This window comes from Microbacterium sp. I2, from assembly GCF_051364985.1.
Lineage (GTDB): Bacteria > Actinomycetota > Actinomycetes > Actinomycetales > Microbacteriaceae > Microbacterium.
In genome coordinates, this window is the sequence record NZ_JBLWIH010000001.1 from 129,328 (window position 1) to 145,056 (window position 15,729).

Genomic DNA, 15,729 nt, shown 5'->3' on the forward strand with positions numbered 1-15,729 from the left:
TCCCCAAGGCTAGGCGAGCAGGAGGTCAGTCGACGATCTGCACCCTGCGGTCGAACGCCACGTATCCCGAGAAGTCCCGCCCGACACGCTCGATCGCCGTCGGGTAGAGCGTCGGATACGACCACGCGCCGTCTGCCAGCGCGGCGCCGTCCTTGCTCACCGAGAAGTACTGAGCCTCGCCCTTCCACGGGCACGTGTAGGGCGTCGGGCTCTCAACGAGCGCGTCGTCCGAGAGCGAGACCGGCGGCCAGTACCAGTTCCCCTCGATGCGCACCAGGTCGTCCTTGTCGGCTTCGGCGATCGTCACGCCGTCGAGCACTGCCTTCATGTTTCCTCCGTCGGGGATGGTTGCACCCGTCAAGCCGAACGCCGTCCGCAACCGGGATGTTCCCACCGGTGCAGACGGGCGTTCAGTACCAGATGCTGAGCCGAGGCGCCGTGTGCCAGCCGAAGACGCGGGCAGCGGCCTCGATGTCATCCGACTGCACGCGACGGGCCGCCGCGAGCGTCGCCAGCGACACGCCGCCGAGGTAGACCGCCGACAGTTCCTGGATTCCGAGGGTCACGGTGACCGCACCCGCCGGCGTCTCATCAGCCGGGAGAGGCGTCACACGGCCGGCGCCTTCCGCTCCGACTTCGAGGAGGAAGCGACCGCCGGCCAGGCCGAGCGGATCGGACACGTCGAGCAGCAGCGTTCCGGCGACCGGGTACCGGCGGGTCTCGAGCGCCCGCGGGACGTCGAGGATCCGCACGTACTGGTGGTCCGTGAGCGTGACGGTCGCCGCGCGCTGATCCGCGATCATCCACAGCAGCGGCTCGTCGGCGGCGAGCTCGGACGCGCGCACCTCGGCGACCAGATCGAGTTCGAGGAGGAAACGCCACAGCGCCGCGTAGGCGTCATCGGTCTCGGCGAGCAGGTACCCGACGTTCACGGTGGCCTTGGTGAAGTCGTCGTGGTTCTCGCTCACCGTGTACACGGCGAGGCCGTGCACCTCTCCCGACGCGTCGGTGTACTGCACGGCACGCTTGTCGCCCGCCTTCTCGGCGTCCGGACGGGTGCCGGCGAAGTTGTCCCAGTGTCCACCGGGCACATCGATCTCGCCGGGCACACGACGGCGCGAGCGCTCGTGCAGGACGGGGAGCAGTTCGCGCAGCCGCTCTCGCGAGATGAAGTCGACCCGGCCTTCGGGCCGCGGGCCGATCCAGGTGGCACGACGGGTCTCGATGCGCCACGCCGCCGCGGCAGCCGCCGGCGCGAACCCGTAGCGGCCGTACAGGGTCGACTCGCTCACCGTGAGCATCGCCATCGGGATGCCTGCGGCATGAGCCGTGCGCAGCTCGCCCTCGAGCATCGCGCGGGCGATGCCGCGGCGTCGGTGGGTCGGCGAGACGGTGACGGCAGAGATCGCCGCCGAGGGGATCGCACGATCGCCCGGCACACTGAGCTCGCCCAGCCATGAGGCGATCGTCGCCGCCGGCGCATCCGCCGTCGGGGCGGCGGAATCGAAGACGCCGGTGACGCGTCGATAGCCGCTGCGCTCCCGCGTGGCCGCGATCTGCTCGTCGCTGCGTTCACCGTCCTGGAATCCGCGGGCGGTGACCTGAAGCCACGACGAGAAGCCGTCGCCGCCGACCTCGACTCGCCGGTACTCCAGACCGTTCTCGGCGAGACGGGTGCGCGACTGCTCGTCCAGAGGCGCAGCGCGGAAGGCATCCCGAGCCGACTCCGGGGCGACCGGGGCGTCGGGCTGGGTGGTCGTGGTCATCGTGTGTCCTCCTCGGTTATCACGGGTCGGTGGCCTCGTCCGGGGTCGCAGTCGGGGTCTCGGCAGGTCTCAGGCGGCGACGCGGGCGCCGGCGACGGGTCCGTGCACGTGAAGCGCCTCGAACCCCGCAGCCGACAGCGTCACCTGCAGCTCGAGCGCCGACTCCGGGTCGGCGGTCAGGAATGCCAGCGTAGGGCCTGACCCCGACACGAGGCCCGCCAGCGCACCCGTCTGCTCGCCCAGCTCGAGGGCGCGGCGCAGTTCGGGACGCAGCGACAGCGCGGCGACCTGCAGGTCGTTGCGGATGTGCGCCGCCAGGGCGACCGGATCGCCCGCGCGCAGCGCGTGCAGCACGGCAGGGTCGACCTCGGGCACGCTCGGGGCGGCGACGATGTCGGGGCCGGTGCGCAGCTCGTCCAAGTGCGCGTACACCTCGGGCGTCGACAACCCGGAGTCGGAGGGCAGCACCACCCAGTCGAAACGTCCCTTGGCCAGCGCCGGGCTCAACTGATCCCCGCGCCCGGTCCCGACCGCGGTCCCGCCCATCAGGGCGAAGGGCACGTCGGCGCCCAACCGCGCCGCGAGCTTGTGCAACTCGGTTCCGCCGAGCTCCGCCCCCCACAGCGCGTCGCACGCGACGAGCGCTGCCGCGGCATCCGCTGATCCTCCGCCCATGCCGCCCGCCACCGGGACGTGCTTGACGATGTCGAGGTGCACCCCGCCGTCATAGCCGATCCGCTGCGCGAGCAGTCGGGCCGCCCGCACGGCGAGGTTGCGGTCGTCGGCCGGGACGCCCGACACGTCGACGGTGCCCGAGACCGCCACGGTGAACTCGTCGGAGGGCGTCGCCCACACGTCCTCGAACAGCGACACCGCCTGATACGCCGAAGCGACGTCGTGGTAGCCGTCCTGCTGCACGCCGCCGACCTCGAAGAAGAGGTTGAGCTTTCCCGGTGCCCGCACGTGGACGCCGGCGGCGGCGAGGGCCTCGCTCACCGTCGCGCCGATTCCGCCCAGAGGTCCACGTCGATGCCGTCCGACAGTGCGTCGATGCGCTCGATCTCCTCGGTGCTGAAGGCCGGGCCGTCCAGCGCGCGCAGGTTCTCGTCGAGCTGCTCCGGACGGGAGGCGCCGATCAGCGCGGAGGTGACCACCGGGTCGCGCAGCACCCACTGGATCGCCAGCTGGGCGAGCGACTGCCCGCGCTCCTTCGCGATCACGTCGAGCCCGCGCAGCACGGCGAGCCCCTTCTCCGAGAGTTGCTGCTGCGGGAGGGACGCCCGCTGCTGCGCGCGTTCGGCGGGTCCTCCGCCGAGGTACTTGTCGGTGAGCAGCCCCTGCGCGAGCGGGGTGAATGCGATCGCTCCCATGCCCTCCTGCTTGAGCACGCCGGTCAGTCCGTCCTCGATCCAGCGGTTGAGGATCGAGTACGCCGGCTGGTGGATGACCAGCGGGGTCCCGAGCGAGCGAGCGACGGATGCCGCGACCGCGGTGCGCTCCGCGCTGTACGACGAGATGCCCACGTAGAGCGCCTTGCCCTGCCGCACCAGCGTGTCCAGGGCGCCCACGGTCTCTTCGATCGGCACGTCGGGGTCGACGCGGTGCGAGTAGAAGATGTCGACGTAGTCGACGCTCATTCGCTTCAGGGACTGCTCGGCGCTGGCGAGCAGGTACTTGCGAGAGCCGCCGTTGCCGTACGGTCCGTGCCACATGTCGTAGCCGGCCTTGGACGAGATGATGAGTTCGTCACGGTACGGCGCGAAGTCCTCGCGCATCATCCGGCCGAAGTTCGTCTCGGCCGAGCCGTAGGGCGGGCCGTAGTTGTTGGCGAGGTCGAAATGCGTGATGCCGCTGTCGAAGGCGTGACGCAGCAGCGCCCGCTGGTTGTCGAACGGGATGTTGTCGCCGAAGTTCCACCACAGGCCGAGCGAGATCGGCGGAAGGGTGAGGCCGGAGGTGCCGACCTGTCGGTACTGCCCACCGGCGTACCGATCCTCGACGGCGGAGTAGGGGCGGTGGAGGTCGCCTCCACGGGAACGGTAGCGCGGCTCGTCGGTCACCGGTCCAGGCTATCGACGTCTCGCCCCGCCCGCAGGAACGCGGCGACACGCGCCCGCAGCAGGGAAGTCGCTGCGAGGAAACACGAACGACACATGAAGCGCCTACTGTAGGAGCAGCGCAGTCCCCTGCGCCGCCGCGGCTTCCCGTGAGTTCCGACCGGTCAGCCGCATCCCTCGCCAGACGCCTGGACGTCACCGGCGTTCCCCCTCGCCGCGAAGGAGGTTTCGATGCCCGCTCTGTCGGTAGTCCCCCCGCAGCCGGACCCATGGTCCGAACTGCTCGATCGTCGTGATGTCGTGCTCGATCGCGGCATCCTGCATCTCGTGCATGACACGGTGACGCCGGAGCAGGCGCGCATCGAAGACCTGCTGCTCGTCGCCTCCGCCCTCGAGGACGCCGGGATCGGGGTGACGCTGATCCGTCAGGATCGCGCCGTCCCGGCACTCGTCGTCGACGTCGCCGCGCGCGACGCCGCCTTCGCCACGCTCGGCGCGCTCTGCGACCGCGAGCCGCTCTACATCAAGGCCAAGCGGCGCCCGCCCGTGCTGGCGAATGCCGCGGTCGTCCCCGGCGCGGAGCCGTCGGTGGTGCGGGCCTACCGCCCGCGCGTGAGCGCGAACGGCTCGCTGCGGTACGGCGCCTCACTGGCTGCCCGCATCGAGTTCTGGCGACAGCAGGACGACGTCCTCGAGGCACCGAACGACAACGCCCTCACTCGCCGGCTCGTGCCCCTTGCCGACCTGACCTTCACCACCGTGCAGCGCTACGGGCGCACGTGGCGCACCGTCTCGGGCATGTTCGACCCCCAGCCGCACGAGTTCACCGAAGACGTCGACATGGTGTTCTCGTGGGTCGACGGCTCGTCAACCGAGTTCCAGCGTCAGCGCGCCGCGCGCATGGCCGAGTACGTCGTCGGCGAGGGAGACGACAGCCCCGCACGCTACCGGCATGTCGACGAACTCAGGTATGCCCTGCGCAGCGTCCACATGTACGCCCCGTGGGTGCGGCGCATCTTCATCGCGACCGACTCGCCGGCGCCCGCGTGGCTCGCAGACCACCCGAAGGTGACGATCGTGCGCAGCGAGGAGTTCTTCGCAGACCCGTCCGTGCTGCCGACGCACAACTCGCACGCGGTCGAGGCTCAGCTGCACCGCATCCCGGGCCTGGCCGAGCACTTCCTCTACTCCAACGACGACATGTTCTTCGGGCGCCTGATCGAGCCCGAGCTGTTCTTCACCCCGGGCGGGGTGACGAAGTTCGTCGAGTGCGAGGTGCGGATCGGCGCGGGAGAGCCTGCGCTGCACCGCAGCGGGCACGACAACGGTCTGCGGGTCAACCGCGCTCTGCTGCGCGAGCGATTCGGCCGCACGATCGTGCGCGACCTCGAGCATTGCGCGGCACCGTTGCGCAAGAGCGTGATGGCCGAACTCGAAGAGGCGTTCCCCGAGGACTTCGCCCGGACCGCGGCATCCCGTTTCCGCTCCGCGAGCGATATCTCTGTCACCAACAGCCTCTATCACTACTACGCCCTCATGACCGGCCGCGCCGTGGCCACGCACCGGCCCCGCGTTCGGTACGTGCAGACGACCTTGTCGGCGTCGCTGCGGCGCCTGGAGCGGCTCGCGGAGCGCACCGACATCGACATGTTCTGTCTCAACGACGGCGGCGAAGTCGAGGTGCCCGAGGCGATCCGCGTCGAGGCCATGCGTACCGCGCTGGAGCGGATGTTCCCGGTGCGGGCTCCGTGGGAGCGGGCCGAGGCTGCCGAGACCGGCTCGGCGGTAGAGGTCAGCGGATCAGAGCGATCGGCTCGGTCGGCGCATCCCTCGGCGCGCGCGCGGCGTCCGCGGGCGCGTCGCTGAGCGGGCGCACACCGGCCGCACGAAGACGGTCACGCGCTTCGTGCGCATCGATGTGCTCGAGGGTGCGCGGAACGTCGACCGGCACGACCGAGTGGACGATGGTGTCGTCGTACACGTGCACGAGATTGAAGGCCTGAGCCCCGTCCTGCGGCCTCGTGCCCCCGGTGGGCACCGTGAGGTCCTGGGCATAGCAGGTGGACGAGGCGACCGAGACGGGGATGCCGGCGAAGGTCGCGAAGGTCGAATAGTGCAGGTGCCCGGCGATGATCGCGCGCACATCGGTGCCGCGCACCACGTCGGCCAGGCGCGACTGGTCGAGCAGCTCGACGCTGGCAGCCAGCGGCAGCACGCTCGGCACGGGCGGGTGGTGCATCGCGAGGATCGTGCCCAGCGGTGCAGGGGTCGCGAGCGCGTCGCCGAGCCATTCGAGCTGGCCGTCCGTGAGCTCGCCGTGGTGGTGCCCCGGCACGGTGGAGTCGAGTGTGATCACGCGCAGCCCGTCGAGCTCGTCGACCCGGTCGATCGTGTCGACGCCGGGGAGTTCTCCGAGGAGCGAGGTGCGGAACGCCGCGCGATCGTCGTGGTTGCCCATGACCCACAGCACCTGCGCGCCCAGCCGCTCCGCGAGCGGTTCGACGATGTCGCGCAGTTCTCGGTACGCGCCCGGCTCGCCGAGATCGGCGAGGTCGCCCGTGAAGATCAGCGCGTCGGGCCGCACGCCGCTGGCCTCGACCGCGTCCAGGGCTCGCGCAAGCCGTTGCGCTCCGTCCACGACGTCGAACAGGCGTGAGCCCCCCGCACGCAGGTGCGTGTCGCTCACGTGCAGCAGGATCCGCTCGGGTGCGGGGTACTCTGCGGTGCGCATCGTCTCGCCTTCTTCGCCTCAACCAGCCGGCTCGCCTCGACCACCGGGACCTGTCGGCAGGCTACCCCCGCGGCACGGGCGGGCCCTGGCAACACGGTGAACGTTGCGTGAATGGCCGAGATCAGACCGCGAGCGCGATCCGCACGAAGTCGTCGATCGAGAGCTCCTCGCCGCGCGCCGTCGGGGCGACTCCCGCGCGTTCCAGCACGGCCGTCGCCTCGGCGGCCGAGCCGCCCAGCACGGCGGCCAAGGCCTGCCGGAGCATCTTGCGACGTTGCTGGAACGCGGCATCCACGATCCGGAATGTGCGGCGGCGCAGGTCGACGTCGCCGCGCGGCTCCTTCCCGCTCGAATCGGCACCGTTCGAATGGGCACCGTCGCGATGGAATCCGACCAGCACGCTATCGACATTCGGCACCGGCCAGAACACCTGGCGCGACACGGTGCCGGCCAGGCGCCACGGTCCGTACCAGGCGGCCTTGACACTCGGCGCTCCGTAGACCTTCGAGCCGGGCGGAGCGGCGAGACGCTCCCCCACCTCGGCCTGCACCATCACGACACCGCGCTGCAGGCCGGGAAACGTCTCGAGCAGATGCAGCAGGACGGGCACCGACACGTTGTAGGGCAGATTCGCCACGAGCACTGTGGGGTCGCCGGGCAGCTCGGTCACCCGGAGCGCGTCGGCGTCGACCACGGTCAGCGCGCCGTCGGCGACGCCGTGCGCGGCCGCGGTCACCGGCAGGCGCTCGGCGAGCCGATGGTCGATCTCGACGGCGGTGACGGCTGCCCCGGCCTCGAGGATCGCAAGCGTCAACGATCCCAGCCCCGGGCCCACCTCGACCACGCGCTCACCCGGCGACACCTGGGCGACCTGGACGATCTTTCGGACCGTGTTGGCGTCGACGACGAAGTTCTGGCCCAGCTTCTTGGTCGGAGTGACATCGAGTTCGGCGGCCAGCGCGCGGATCTCCGCCGCGCCGAGGAGAGTCACAGGCATGCGATCACTGTACGGCGTGCCGGGACGCAACCTCGGATCCGCAGGTGCGGAGCCACTGCATGACACGCCGCCGTCGCATGCCGGCGCGGCGGCGTGTCACGTCAGCGATCCGCTCATGCGGATCCGATTCAGTGCGCCGCGCGTCCCTCTCGGCCGCGGCGCGGTCCGACCGATAGCGTGACGGCATGAACACGACCGCATCCATCCCCGCCGACGCGTTCTCGCTCCGCAGCTCGTACGGACGCCGGGCGATCGGCCTGTCGGTGGCAGCGGCCGTCGGCGGCTTCCTGTTCGGCTTCGACTCCTCGGTGATCAACGGCGCCGTCGACTCCATCTCGGCCGACTTCGGCATCAACGAGATCCTCACCGGGTTCGTCGTCGCGATCGCCCTGCTCGGGTGCGCGGTGGGCGCGATCCTCGCCGGCAACCTGTCGGACCGCTGGGGGCGCCTGCGGGTGATGTTCATCGGCGCGATCATGTTCTTCGTCAGCTCGCTGGGCGCGGGCCTGGCATTCGCCGTGTGGGATCTCGCCCTGTGGCGCGTCATCGGCGGCCTGGGAATCGGCATCGCGTCGGTCGTCGCGCCGGCCTACATCGCCGAGGTCGCACCCCGCCAGATCCGCGGCGGCCTGGCCTCGCTGCAGCAGCTCGCGATCACCCTCGGCATCTTCGCGGCGCTCCTCTCGGACGCGCTGCTGGCCAACACCGCGGGCGGCGCCGACAGCCCCCTGTGGTTCGGGCTCGAAGCATGGCGGTGGATGTTCATCGTGGGCGTCGTGCCGTCGGCCGTGTACGGCATCCTGTCCTTCACCCTCCCCGAATCGCCGCGCTATCTGCTCGCCAAGGGTCGCACCGAAGAGGCCCGGGCGATCTTCTCCCGCCTGGTGCCCCCCGCCGACCTCGACCACACGATCCGCGACCTGCAGACCGCGATCGAAACCGATCGCAAGAACGCCGGCGTCTCGCTCCGCGGGCCGGTGCTCGGCCTGCAGCGCATCGTGTGGGTCGGCATCATCCTGTCGGTGTTCCAGCAGTTCGTCGGGATCAACGTGATCTTCTACTACTCGACGAGCCTGTGGCAGTCGGTGGGCTTCGACGAGACCGACTCGTTCACGATCAGCGTCGCGACCTCGATCACGAACGTGCTGGTCACCCTGATCGCGATCTTCCTGGTCGACCGGGTGGGCCGAAAGCCCATCCTGCTCACCGGCTCGGTCATGATGACGCTGTCGCTCGCGCTCATGGCGGTGTCGTTCCTGTTCTCCGAGACCGACGCAGAGGGCGCCGTCACTCTTCCCGCCCCCTGGGGGCCGATCGCCCTCGTGGCCGCCAACGTGTTCGTCGTCGGATTCGGCGCGTCGTGGGGGCCGCTGGTGTGGGTGCTGCTCGGCGAGATCTTCCCCAGCCGCATCCGCGGCAAGGCGCTCGGTGTGGCCGCCGGAGCGCAGTGGGTCGCGAACTTCCTCATCACGATCTCATTCCCCGCGATGTCGGCGCTGTCGCTGCCGCTCACCTACGGCATGTACGCCGTCTTCGCGGCGCTGTCGTTCGTGTACGTCGCGTGGCGGGTCCCCGAGACCAAGGGCATGGACATCGAGCAGACCGAGACGCTCTTCATCCGCAAGAGCGCCGCGCCCACGACCTGAGACGGATGCCGCGGCCGCGGCATCCGTCATCGTCCGCCTCTCGTAGGATCGAGGGATGCCCTCGCTCGGCGATCTGATCGCACCCCGCCGCCTGGGGGTCGACTTCCGGTGGCTGCTCGCGTCGTCGTGGACCAGCAACATCGGCGACGGCATCGCCCTGTCGGCGGCGCCGCTGCTCATCGCCTCGATGACGTCGTCGCCGATGCTCGTCGCGGCCGGCGCGATGATGCAGTTCCTGCCCTGGCTGCTGTTCGGGCTGCTCGCGGGTGCTGTCGCCGATCACCACGACCGGCGACGGCTGGTCATGCTCGCCAACGGCTCACGCGCGGTGGTCGTACTCGCCCTCGTCCTCTTCCTCGTGACAGGGCACGCGAACGTGTGGATCGTCCTCGCGACGGCCTTCCTCTACGGCACCGCTGAAGTGTTCGCCGACTCGGCCGGCAGCACACTTCTGCCGATGCTCGTACGACCCGTCGATCTCGGGATCGGCAACGCCCGCATGCAGGCGGGCTATCTCGTGGGAAACCAGCTCGCCGGTCCCCCGCTGGGCGCCTTCCTGTTCGCGATCGGCTCGTTCTGGCCGTTCCTCGTTCAGATCCTCTGCGTCGCCCTGGCCGTGGTCCTCATCTCGCGGATCGCACGAACACCCGTGCCCGCGCGGGACGCCCCCGAGCCCGGCGCGAAGGCGCATCCGATCCGCGAGGGCCTGCACTGGCTGCGCGGCAACGCGCCCGTGCGCACGCTCGTGATCATCATCCTCGCCTTCAACGTCACGTGGGCGGCGCCGTGGAGCGTGCTCGTGCTCTACGCGACCGAGCACCTCGACATGGGTCCAGTCGGGTACGGCGCGCTCACGACGGCGTCGGCGATCGGCGGCTTGATCGCGATCGCGAGCTTCGGCTGGCTAGAGCGCCACATCTCGTTCGCGACGCTCATGCGCGTGTGCCTCTCTCTCGAGGCCCTCATGCACCTCGCTTTCGCATTCACCACGTCGGCGGCCGTCGCCTTCGTCCTCATGTTCGGCTTCGGACTGTACGCATTCGTGTGGGGCACCATATCGACGACCGTCCGTCAGCGCCTCGTGCCGCTCCAGCTGCAAGGCCGCATCGCCTCGGTGAACATGGTCGGCGTCTTCGGTGGCCTCGTGATCGGTCAGTTCATCGGCGGCATCCTCGCCCAGACCTGGGGGCTGACCGCGCCCTGGTGGTTCGCGTTCGCCGGAGCGGCGATCACGCTCGCCCTCGTATGGCGTTCGATCTCGCACATCGCGGCGGCCAAGCCGGTTCTCGATGCCGACGACGCGGAGGAAGCGGCCCGAGAAGAGGAGCCGGGCGCCGGAGGTCTTCCGCTGATCGACTGATCGCCGCCGTCAGTCCTCGAATGAGCCGTAGACCTCGAGGGTGTTCGCGGCCAGCTGCGCGCACAGCTCGTCGAGCTCCACCTCGAGCTGGACGGCCAGGAAGCGCACCGTCACCGGGATCAGGTACGGCGCATTCGGGCGACCTCGATGCGGCGTCGGCGTCAGGAACGGGGCATCCGTCTCGACCAGGATCCGCTCGCGCGGCGTGACCTTCAGCGCATCGCGCAGGTTCTGCGCGTTCTTGAACGTGACGTTGCCCGCGAACGACAGGTAGTAGCCGCGCTCGGCCGCGACCTCGGCCATCGCGACGTCGCCCGAGAAGCAGTGGAACACCGTCCGCTCGGGCGCGCCCACGCGCTGCAGCGTCTCGAGCACGGCATCGTGCGCGTCGCGATCGTGGATCTGCATCGCGACGCCGTGCTTCTTCGTCAGCGCGATGTGCGCCTCGAAGCTCTCGTACTGGGCCGCCAGCCCGTCCTCCCCCGTGCGGAAGAAGTCCAGTCCCGTCTCGCCGATGGCGCGCACGCGCGGCTGCGCGGCGAGCGCGTCGATGACCGCGATCGCCTCGTCGAGGCGACCGGCCACCGCATACGCCGGGGCCTCGTTCGGGTGGATCGCCACGGCCGCGAGGACACGGGGGTGGGATGCCGCGGCCCACGCCGACCAGCGGCTCGAGTCGATGTCGCCACCGGCCTGAACCACCCCTGCGACGCCCACCGCGGCGGCGCGGTCGAGCTGCTCGTGCAGCGAGAGGGGTTCCTCGCCGTCCTCGATCTCGAGGTGCGCGTGGTTGTCGTACACCGGCACCGTGAGCGGCTGGGGCGGATCGGGGTAGGTGACGTCGCGCCCGCCCTTCTCACGCGTGCGCACGTACTGCGACGGATCAGCCGATTGACTCATGGCACCTCTTCTGTGACACGACGGGTCGTCAGACCGACTGCTCCACGCGGGGGAAGAGCGGGGCCAGGCCGTTCACCGACGTGCCGGGCTTGAGGACGCCCCACGCGCCGGCGTCGCGGATCGGCTGATCCTGCAGGCGCCCGATCGACTCCGCCGCGCCGAGCGCGATCCACAGCTTCTCGGTCGAGACCGGCATCACCGGCGAGAGCAGCACGGCCAGCGCGCGCAGCCCCTCGGCCGCCGTGTACAGCACGGTGCCCAGACGCTCGCGCTGGGCGTCGTCCTTGGCGAGCGCCCACGGCTCGTTCTCGGTGATGTAGAGGTTGAGCGCGTCGACGATCGTCCAGATCGAGGTGATCGCCTCGTCGATCCGGAACCGCTCCATCGCGGCGTCGGCCGCGGCTGCGGCATCCGCCACCGTCTTGTGGATCTGCTCGTCGGCCTCGGTGTACGCGCCCGGCGGGGGCACGACGCCCTCGAAGTAGCGCTCGACCATCGCGGTCGTGCGCGACGCGAGGTTGCCGAACCCGTTGGCCAGCTCGGCCTGGTACCGGGCCGACAGGTCCTCCCACGAGAACGACCCGTCCTGCCCGAACGCGATCGCCGACAGGAAGTAGAAGCGGTACGCGTCCGAGCCGAACACGTCGGTGATCTCGGTCGGCGCGATGCCGGTGAGCTTCGACTTCGACATCTTCTCGCCGCCCACCAGCAGCCAGCCGTGCGCGAACACGCCCTTGGGCACCTCGACGCCGGCAGCCATCAGCATGGCGGGCCAGATCACCGCGTGGAAGCGCAGGATGTCTTTGCCGACCACGTGATAAGCGGGCCAGCGGCGGGAGAACTCCTCGGGGTCGGAGCCGTAGCCGACCGCCGTGGCGTAGTTGAGCAGGGCGTCGACCCACACGTAGATGACGTGGCTCTCGTCCCACGGCAGCGGGATGCCCCAGTCGAACGCCGACCGCGAGATCGACAGGTCCTTCAGCCCGTTCTTGACGAACGAGACGACCTCGTTGCGCGCCGAGTCCGGGCGCACGAAGTCCGGCACGCTCGAGTACAGCTCGAGGAGCTTGTCCTGGAACTCGCTGAGCTTGAAGAAGTAGTTCTTCTCCTGCAGCAGCTCCAGCGGCTTCGAGTGGATGGCGCAGACCTTGAGGCCCTCGAACGCGCCGGTGCCGTCGACGATCTCGGACTCGGGCTTGAACTCCTCGCAGCCCACGCAGTACAGCGCCTCGTACTCGCCCGCGTAGATGTACCCGCGGTCGTAGATGGCCTGCACGAACTGCTGCACGCGCTCCTCGTGCCGAGGCTGCGTCGTGCGGATGAAGTCGTCGTTGGCGACGTCCAGCGTCTCGAGCAGCGGGAACCACGACTCGGTGACGAGCTTGTCGACCCACTCCTGCGGCGTGACCCCGTTCGCCGACGCGGCGCGCATCATCTTCTGGCCGTGCTCGTCGGTGCCCGTCAGCATCCATGTGTCGTCGCCTGCCTGGCGGTGCCAGCGGGCGAGCGCGTCGACGGCCACGGTCGTGTAGCCGTGGCCGATGTGGGGCACGTCGCTCGGATAGTAGATCGGCGTCGTGATGTAGAAGGACTGGCGGCCGGAAGTCACCCGACGAGTCTAGTTCGAGCGGATGCCGCGCCCGGCGGTGTGACAGCGGACCCCGGGCATCTCGCCCCCACCCGGTTCGTTCGTCACATATGCACGGGAAAACGCCCGATCGCGTACATGTGTGACGAATGAACGCGGTGGTCGGGGCAGCGCCCGCTGCGAGCGTCAGGCGAAGAAGCCGAAGGAGCGCTAGGCCGGACCCGTCAGCGACGCCTGGTAGAGCTCGCGGCTGGAGTGGCTGGTCAGTCCCGCCACTTCGGCCGCGGCATCCTTTCGCCGTACGCCCTCGCCGACGAGTGCCCGCACCTGCGCGACCGCATCGGCGAACGGCACCTCCCGCGCGGCGCCGCCCTCCACGACGAGTACGACTTCGCCGCGCACACCGCCGTCGGCCCAGGTCGCGAGCTCTGCCAGGGTGCCGCGCACGACCTGCTCGTGCAGCTTCGTCAGCTCACGGCACACGGCGCCGCGCCGGTCGGCGCCGAACACGGCCGCCATGTCGGCGAGGGTCGCCGCTACACGTGAGGGGGCCTCGAAGAACACCATGGTGCGCGGCTCGGCGGCCAGCAGACGCAGCGCTCCCATGCGCTCACCGTGCTTGCGCGCAACGAAACCCTCGAACGTGAAGCGATCGGTCGGAAGGCCCGACACGGCGAGCGCGGTGACGACGGCGCTGGGTCCGGGGATGGCGGTGACCTCGACACCTGCGGCCGCGGCCGCGGCCACGACGCCGTAGCCGGGATCACTGACCGTCGGCATGCCGGCATCGCTCAGCACGAGCACGTCCTGCGTCCGCGCGAGCTCGACGAGCTCCGGCGCGCGGTCCTTCTCGTTGTGGTCGTGAAGGGCGATCAGGCGCGGTCGGTTCGTCACCCCGAGAGCAGCGAGCAGACGCTGCGTGGTGCGGGTGTCCTCGGCGGCGATGATCGTCGCCTGCTCGAGCGCTTCGACGAGGCGGCGGGAGGCATCCCCCAGGTTTCCGATCGGCGTCGCCGCGAGGATGATCACGCCCTCAGCCTAGACTTGGCCGGGTGACGGACGCCCTCCGGCCAGCTGCCGACCCGCCTGCCGCACCGCTCCTCCCCCCGCCTTCCCGCCGGCCCGCGCGCCCGAGTCTGTACGACCGGTTCGCGCGGCGCGTGAACGCCGACGAGCGGGCGCGGCGGCTGTACCGGTGGCTCGGGCCGGCGATCGTCGTCGTGCTCGCCGCCGTCGCGCGGCTGTGGAACCTCGGCGCCGCCCACGACCTGATGAACCAGTTCGACGAGACGTACTACGTCAAGGACGCCTGGACGCTGCTGCAGCTGGGCTACGAGGGGTCGTGGCCCGAGGACGGCAACGCGAGCTTCCTGTCGGGCGACGTCGGCGTCTTCTCGACCGACCCCGCATTCGTGATCCATCCGCCGCTCGGCAAGTGGATCATCGCCCTCGGCATGCTCGCGTTCGGCCCGGGCTCGGGATGGTCGTGGCGTCTCACGACGGCGCTGCTCGGCACCGCCGCGGTGCTGCTCCTGATGCTCATCGCCCGGCGCCTCACGCGGTCCACCACGTTCGCTGTCGTCGCGGGACTGCTGATGGCCTTGGACGGCCTCGCGATCTCGATGAGCCGCGTAGCACTGCTCGACACCGCACTCACCTTCTTCGTCCTGCTGGCGTTCCTCTTCGTCCTGGTCGACCGGGAACGCACCATGACGCGCATCGCCGAGACGGTCGCCGCCCGCTTCGACAGCGACACGCCCCCGTCATGGGGGCCGCTGCTGTGGAACCGGCCGTGGATCCTGGCCGCCGGAGCAGCCCTCGGCGCCGCGTGCGGGGTCAAATGGTCCGGGGTCTGGGTGCTCGCAGGCCTGGGCATCTACCTCGTCGTGACCGACGCGCTCGCCCGCCGCCGCGCGGGCGTGCTGTTCTGGCCCTCCGACGCGCTGCGTCAAGGCGGCGTCACCTTCATCCTCCTCGTCCCGATCGCCGCGCTCGTCTACCTCGCCTCGTGGACCGGCTGGCTCGTCACCGACGGCGGCTACGACCGCCATGTCGCCGACGCGAACCCCGCGACCGGGCTGTTCTCATGGGTGCCGCTGCCGTTGCAGAGCCTGTGGCAGTTCCACGTGACCATGTACAACTCCGCGGCCGGCATCACATCGGGTCACACCTACGCGAGTCCCGCGTGGCAGTGGCCACTGCTGCTGCGCCCGACCGGCATGTACTACCACCACGATTCGCTCGGCGTGGACGGCTGCGCCGCGGCGAACGGGTGCTCGCAGGTCGTGTCGAGCATCCCGAATCCGCTGGTCTGGTACGCCGGGGTGGCCGCGGTGCTGTACCTGGCGTACAGGTTCGTCGTGTCGCGCGATTGGCGCCACGCCTTCGTGCTCACCGGGATCGTCGTCACTTACGTGCCGTGGCTGTTCTTTCCCGAGCGAACGGTGTTCCAGTTCTACACGGTGCTGATGCTGCCGTTCATGCTGCTGGCGCTCACCTTCGCCCTGCAGCGCATCGCCGCATCCGGCAGCGCAGACGATCGCCGCCACACCGGCCAGCGGCTCGTGCTGGTGTTCCTGGGCGTGGCGCTGGTCCTCGCGGCGTTCTGGTACCCGGTGATCTCGGCGATGAACGTGCCCTACGACTTCTGGCGGCTGCACAACTGGCTGCCCAGCTGGATCTGA

13 protein-coding genes are annotated in these 15,729 nt (G+C 70.0%); 4 read left to right on the forward strand and 9 right to left on the reverse strand.

Translation table 11 applies throughout. The features are described from left to right. Positions 1 to 25: 25 nt before the first annotated feature. From ACLKM7_RS00620 to mgrA, 4 genes are all read right to left on the reverse strand, one after another. The gene (locus ACLKM7_RS00620) at positions 26 to 328 is read right to left on the reverse strand and encodes a DUF427 domain-containing protein (RefSeq protein ID WP_436445077.1); all 303 of its coding nucleotides are present in this window, start codon (positions 326 to 328) and stop codon (positions 26 to 28) included. A gap of 82 nt (positions 329 to 410) precedes the next feature. Continuing rightward, on the reverse strand, positions 411 to 1,766 hold the full coding sequence (locus tag ACLKM7_RS00625; RefSeq protein WP_436445078.1) for a GNAT family N-acetyltransferase: 1,356 nt from the start codon (positions 1,764 to 1,766) through the stop codon (positions 411 to 413). A 69-nt stretch (positions 1,767 to 1,835) separates the two neighbouring features. After that, a complete protein-coding gene (locus ACLKM7_RS00630; protein ID WP_436445079.1) occupies positions 1,836 to 2,762 on the reverse strand; it encodes a 4-(cytidine 5'-diphospho)-2-C-methyl-D-erythritol kinase in 927 nt (308 codons plus the stop codon). Beyond that, positions 2,759 to 3,826 carry an L-glyceraldehyde 3-phosphate reductase gene (mgrA, locus tag ACLKM7_RS00635; RefSeq protein WP_436445080.1) on the reverse strand — a complete coding sequence of 356 codons (1,068 nt, stop codon included), beginning with the start codon at positions 3,824 to 3,826 and terminating at the stop codon, positions 2,759 to 2,761. Before mgrA ends, ACLKM7_RS00630 begins: the two co-directional genes overlap by 4 nt. A 228-nt stretch (positions 3,827 to 4,054) precedes the next feature. On the opposite strand from mgrA, the gene ACLKM7_RS00640 reads away from it, so the two are divergent. Next, positions 4,055 to 5,689, forward strand: a complete 1,635-nt coding sequence (locus ACLKM7_RS00640; RefSeq protein WP_436445081.1) for a stealth conserved region 3 domain-containing protein — start codon at positions 4,055 to 4,057, stop codon at positions 5,687 to 5,689. Here the strand turns inward: ACLKM7_RS00640 and ACLKM7_RS00645 are convergent. Both ACLKM7_RS00645 and rsmA read right to left on the reverse strand, forming a co-directional pair. Next, complete coding sequence (locus ACLKM7_RS00645) at positions 5,616 to 6,554, reverse strand: phosphodiesterase (RefSeq protein ID WP_436445082.1); 939 nt, start codon at positions 6,552 to 6,554, stop codon at positions 5,616 to 5,618. The two genes, ACLKM7_RS00640 and ACLKM7_RS00645, sit on opposite strands and share 74 nt — an antisense overlap. Positions 6,555 to 6,675: 121 nt before the next feature. Next, a complete protein-coding gene (gene rsmA / locus ACLKM7_RS00650) occupies positions 6,676 to 7,551 on the reverse strand; it encodes a 16S rRNA (adenine(1518)-N(6)/adenine(1519)-N(6))-dimethyltransferase RsmA (RefSeq protein WP_436445083.1) in 876 nt (291 codons plus the stop codon). Positions 7,552 to 7,736: 185 nt separating this feature from the next. Between rsmA and ACLKM7_RS00655 the strand changes: the two genes are divergently transcribed. Beyond that, positions 7,737 to 9,197, forward strand: coding sequence for a sugar porter family MFS transporter (locus ACLKM7_RS00655; protein ID WP_436445084.1), 1,461 nt, complete (start codon positions 7,737 to 7,739; stop codon positions 9,195 to 9,197). Between the two features lie 55 nt (positions 9,198 to 9,252). Beyond that, positions 9,253 to 10,557, forward strand: a complete 1,305-nt coding sequence (locus ACLKM7_RS00660; RefSeq protein ID WP_436445085.1) for an MFS transporter — start codon at positions 9,253 to 9,255, stop codon at positions 10,555 to 10,557. Positions 10,558 to 10,566: 9 nt separating this feature from the next. On the opposite strand, the gene ACLKM7_RS00665 is transcribed toward ACLKM7_RS00660, so the two are convergent. From ACLKM7_RS00665 to rsmI, 3 genes are all read right to left on the reverse strand, one after another. Continuing rightward, positions 10,567 to 11,457 carry a TatD family hydrolase gene (locus ACLKM7_RS00665; protein WP_436445087.1) on the reverse strand — a complete coding sequence of 297 codons (891 nt, stop codon included), beginning with the start codon at positions 11,455 to 11,457 and terminating at the stop codon, positions 10,567 to 10,569. Positions 11,458 to 11,485: 28 nt separating this feature from the next. Next, positions 11,486 to 13,066 (reverse strand): methionine--tRNA ligase, encoded by a 1,581-nt coding sequence (gene metG / locus ACLKM7_RS00670; protein WP_436445088.1) that lies wholly within the window; start codon positions 13,064 to 13,066, stop codon positions 11,486 to 11,488. A gap of 189 nt (positions 13,067 to 13,255) precedes the next feature. Next, complete coding sequence (rsmI, locus tag ACLKM7_RS00675) at positions 13,256 to 14,074, reverse strand: 16S rRNA (cytidine(1402)-2'-O)-methyltransferase (protein ID WP_436445089.1); 819 nt, start codon at positions 14,072 to 14,074, stop codon at positions 13,256 to 13,258. A gap of 23 nt (positions 14,075 to 14,097) precedes the next feature. Between rsmI and ACLKM7_RS00680 the strand changes: the two genes are divergently transcribed. Continuing rightward, positions 14,098 to 15,729, forward strand: a complete 1,632-nt coding sequence (locus ACLKM7_RS00680; protein ID WP_436445090.1) for a dolichyl-phosphate-mannose--protein mannosyltransferase — start codon at positions 14,098 to 14,100, stop codon at positions 15,727 to 15,729.

What these genes read in the sequence shown, in the direction of transcription:
- ACLKM7_RS00640 (WP_436445081.1), top strand. Translation starts at nt 4,055, where the DNA reads ATGCCCGCTCTGTCGGTAGTCCCCCCGCAGCCGGACCCATGGTCCGAA.
- ACLKM7_RS00655 (WP_436445084.1), top strand. Translation starts at nt 7,737, where the DNA reads ATGAACACGACCGCATCCATCCCCGCCGACGCGTTCTCGCTCCGCAGC.
- ACLKM7_RS00660 (WP_436445085.1), top strand. Translation starts at nt 9,253, where the DNA reads ATGCCCTCGCTCGGCGATCTGATCGCACCCCGCCGCCTGGGGGTCGAC.
- rsmA (WP_436445083.1), bottom strand. Translation starts at nt 7,551, where the DNA reads ATGCCTGTGACTCTCCTCGGCGCGGCGGAGATCCGCGCGCTGGCCGCC.
- ACLKM7_RS00665 (WP_436445087.1), bottom strand. Translation starts at nt 11,457, where the DNA reads ATGAGTCAATCGGCTGATCCGTCGCAGTACGTGCGCACGCGTGAGAAG.
- ACLKM7_RS00625 (WP_436445078.1), bottom strand. Translation starts at nt 1,766, where the DNA reads ATGACCACGACCACCCAGCCCGACGCCCCGGTCGCCCCGGAGTCGGCT.
- ACLKM7_RS00645 (WP_436445082.1), bottom strand. Translation starts at nt 6,554, where the DNA reads ATGCGCACCGCAGAGTACCCCGCACCCGAGCGGATCCTGCTGCACGTG.
- ACLKM7_RS00620 (WP_436445077.1), bottom strand. Translation starts at nt 328, where the DNA reads ATGAAGGCAGTGCTCGACGGCGTGACGATCGCCGAAGCCGACAAGGAC.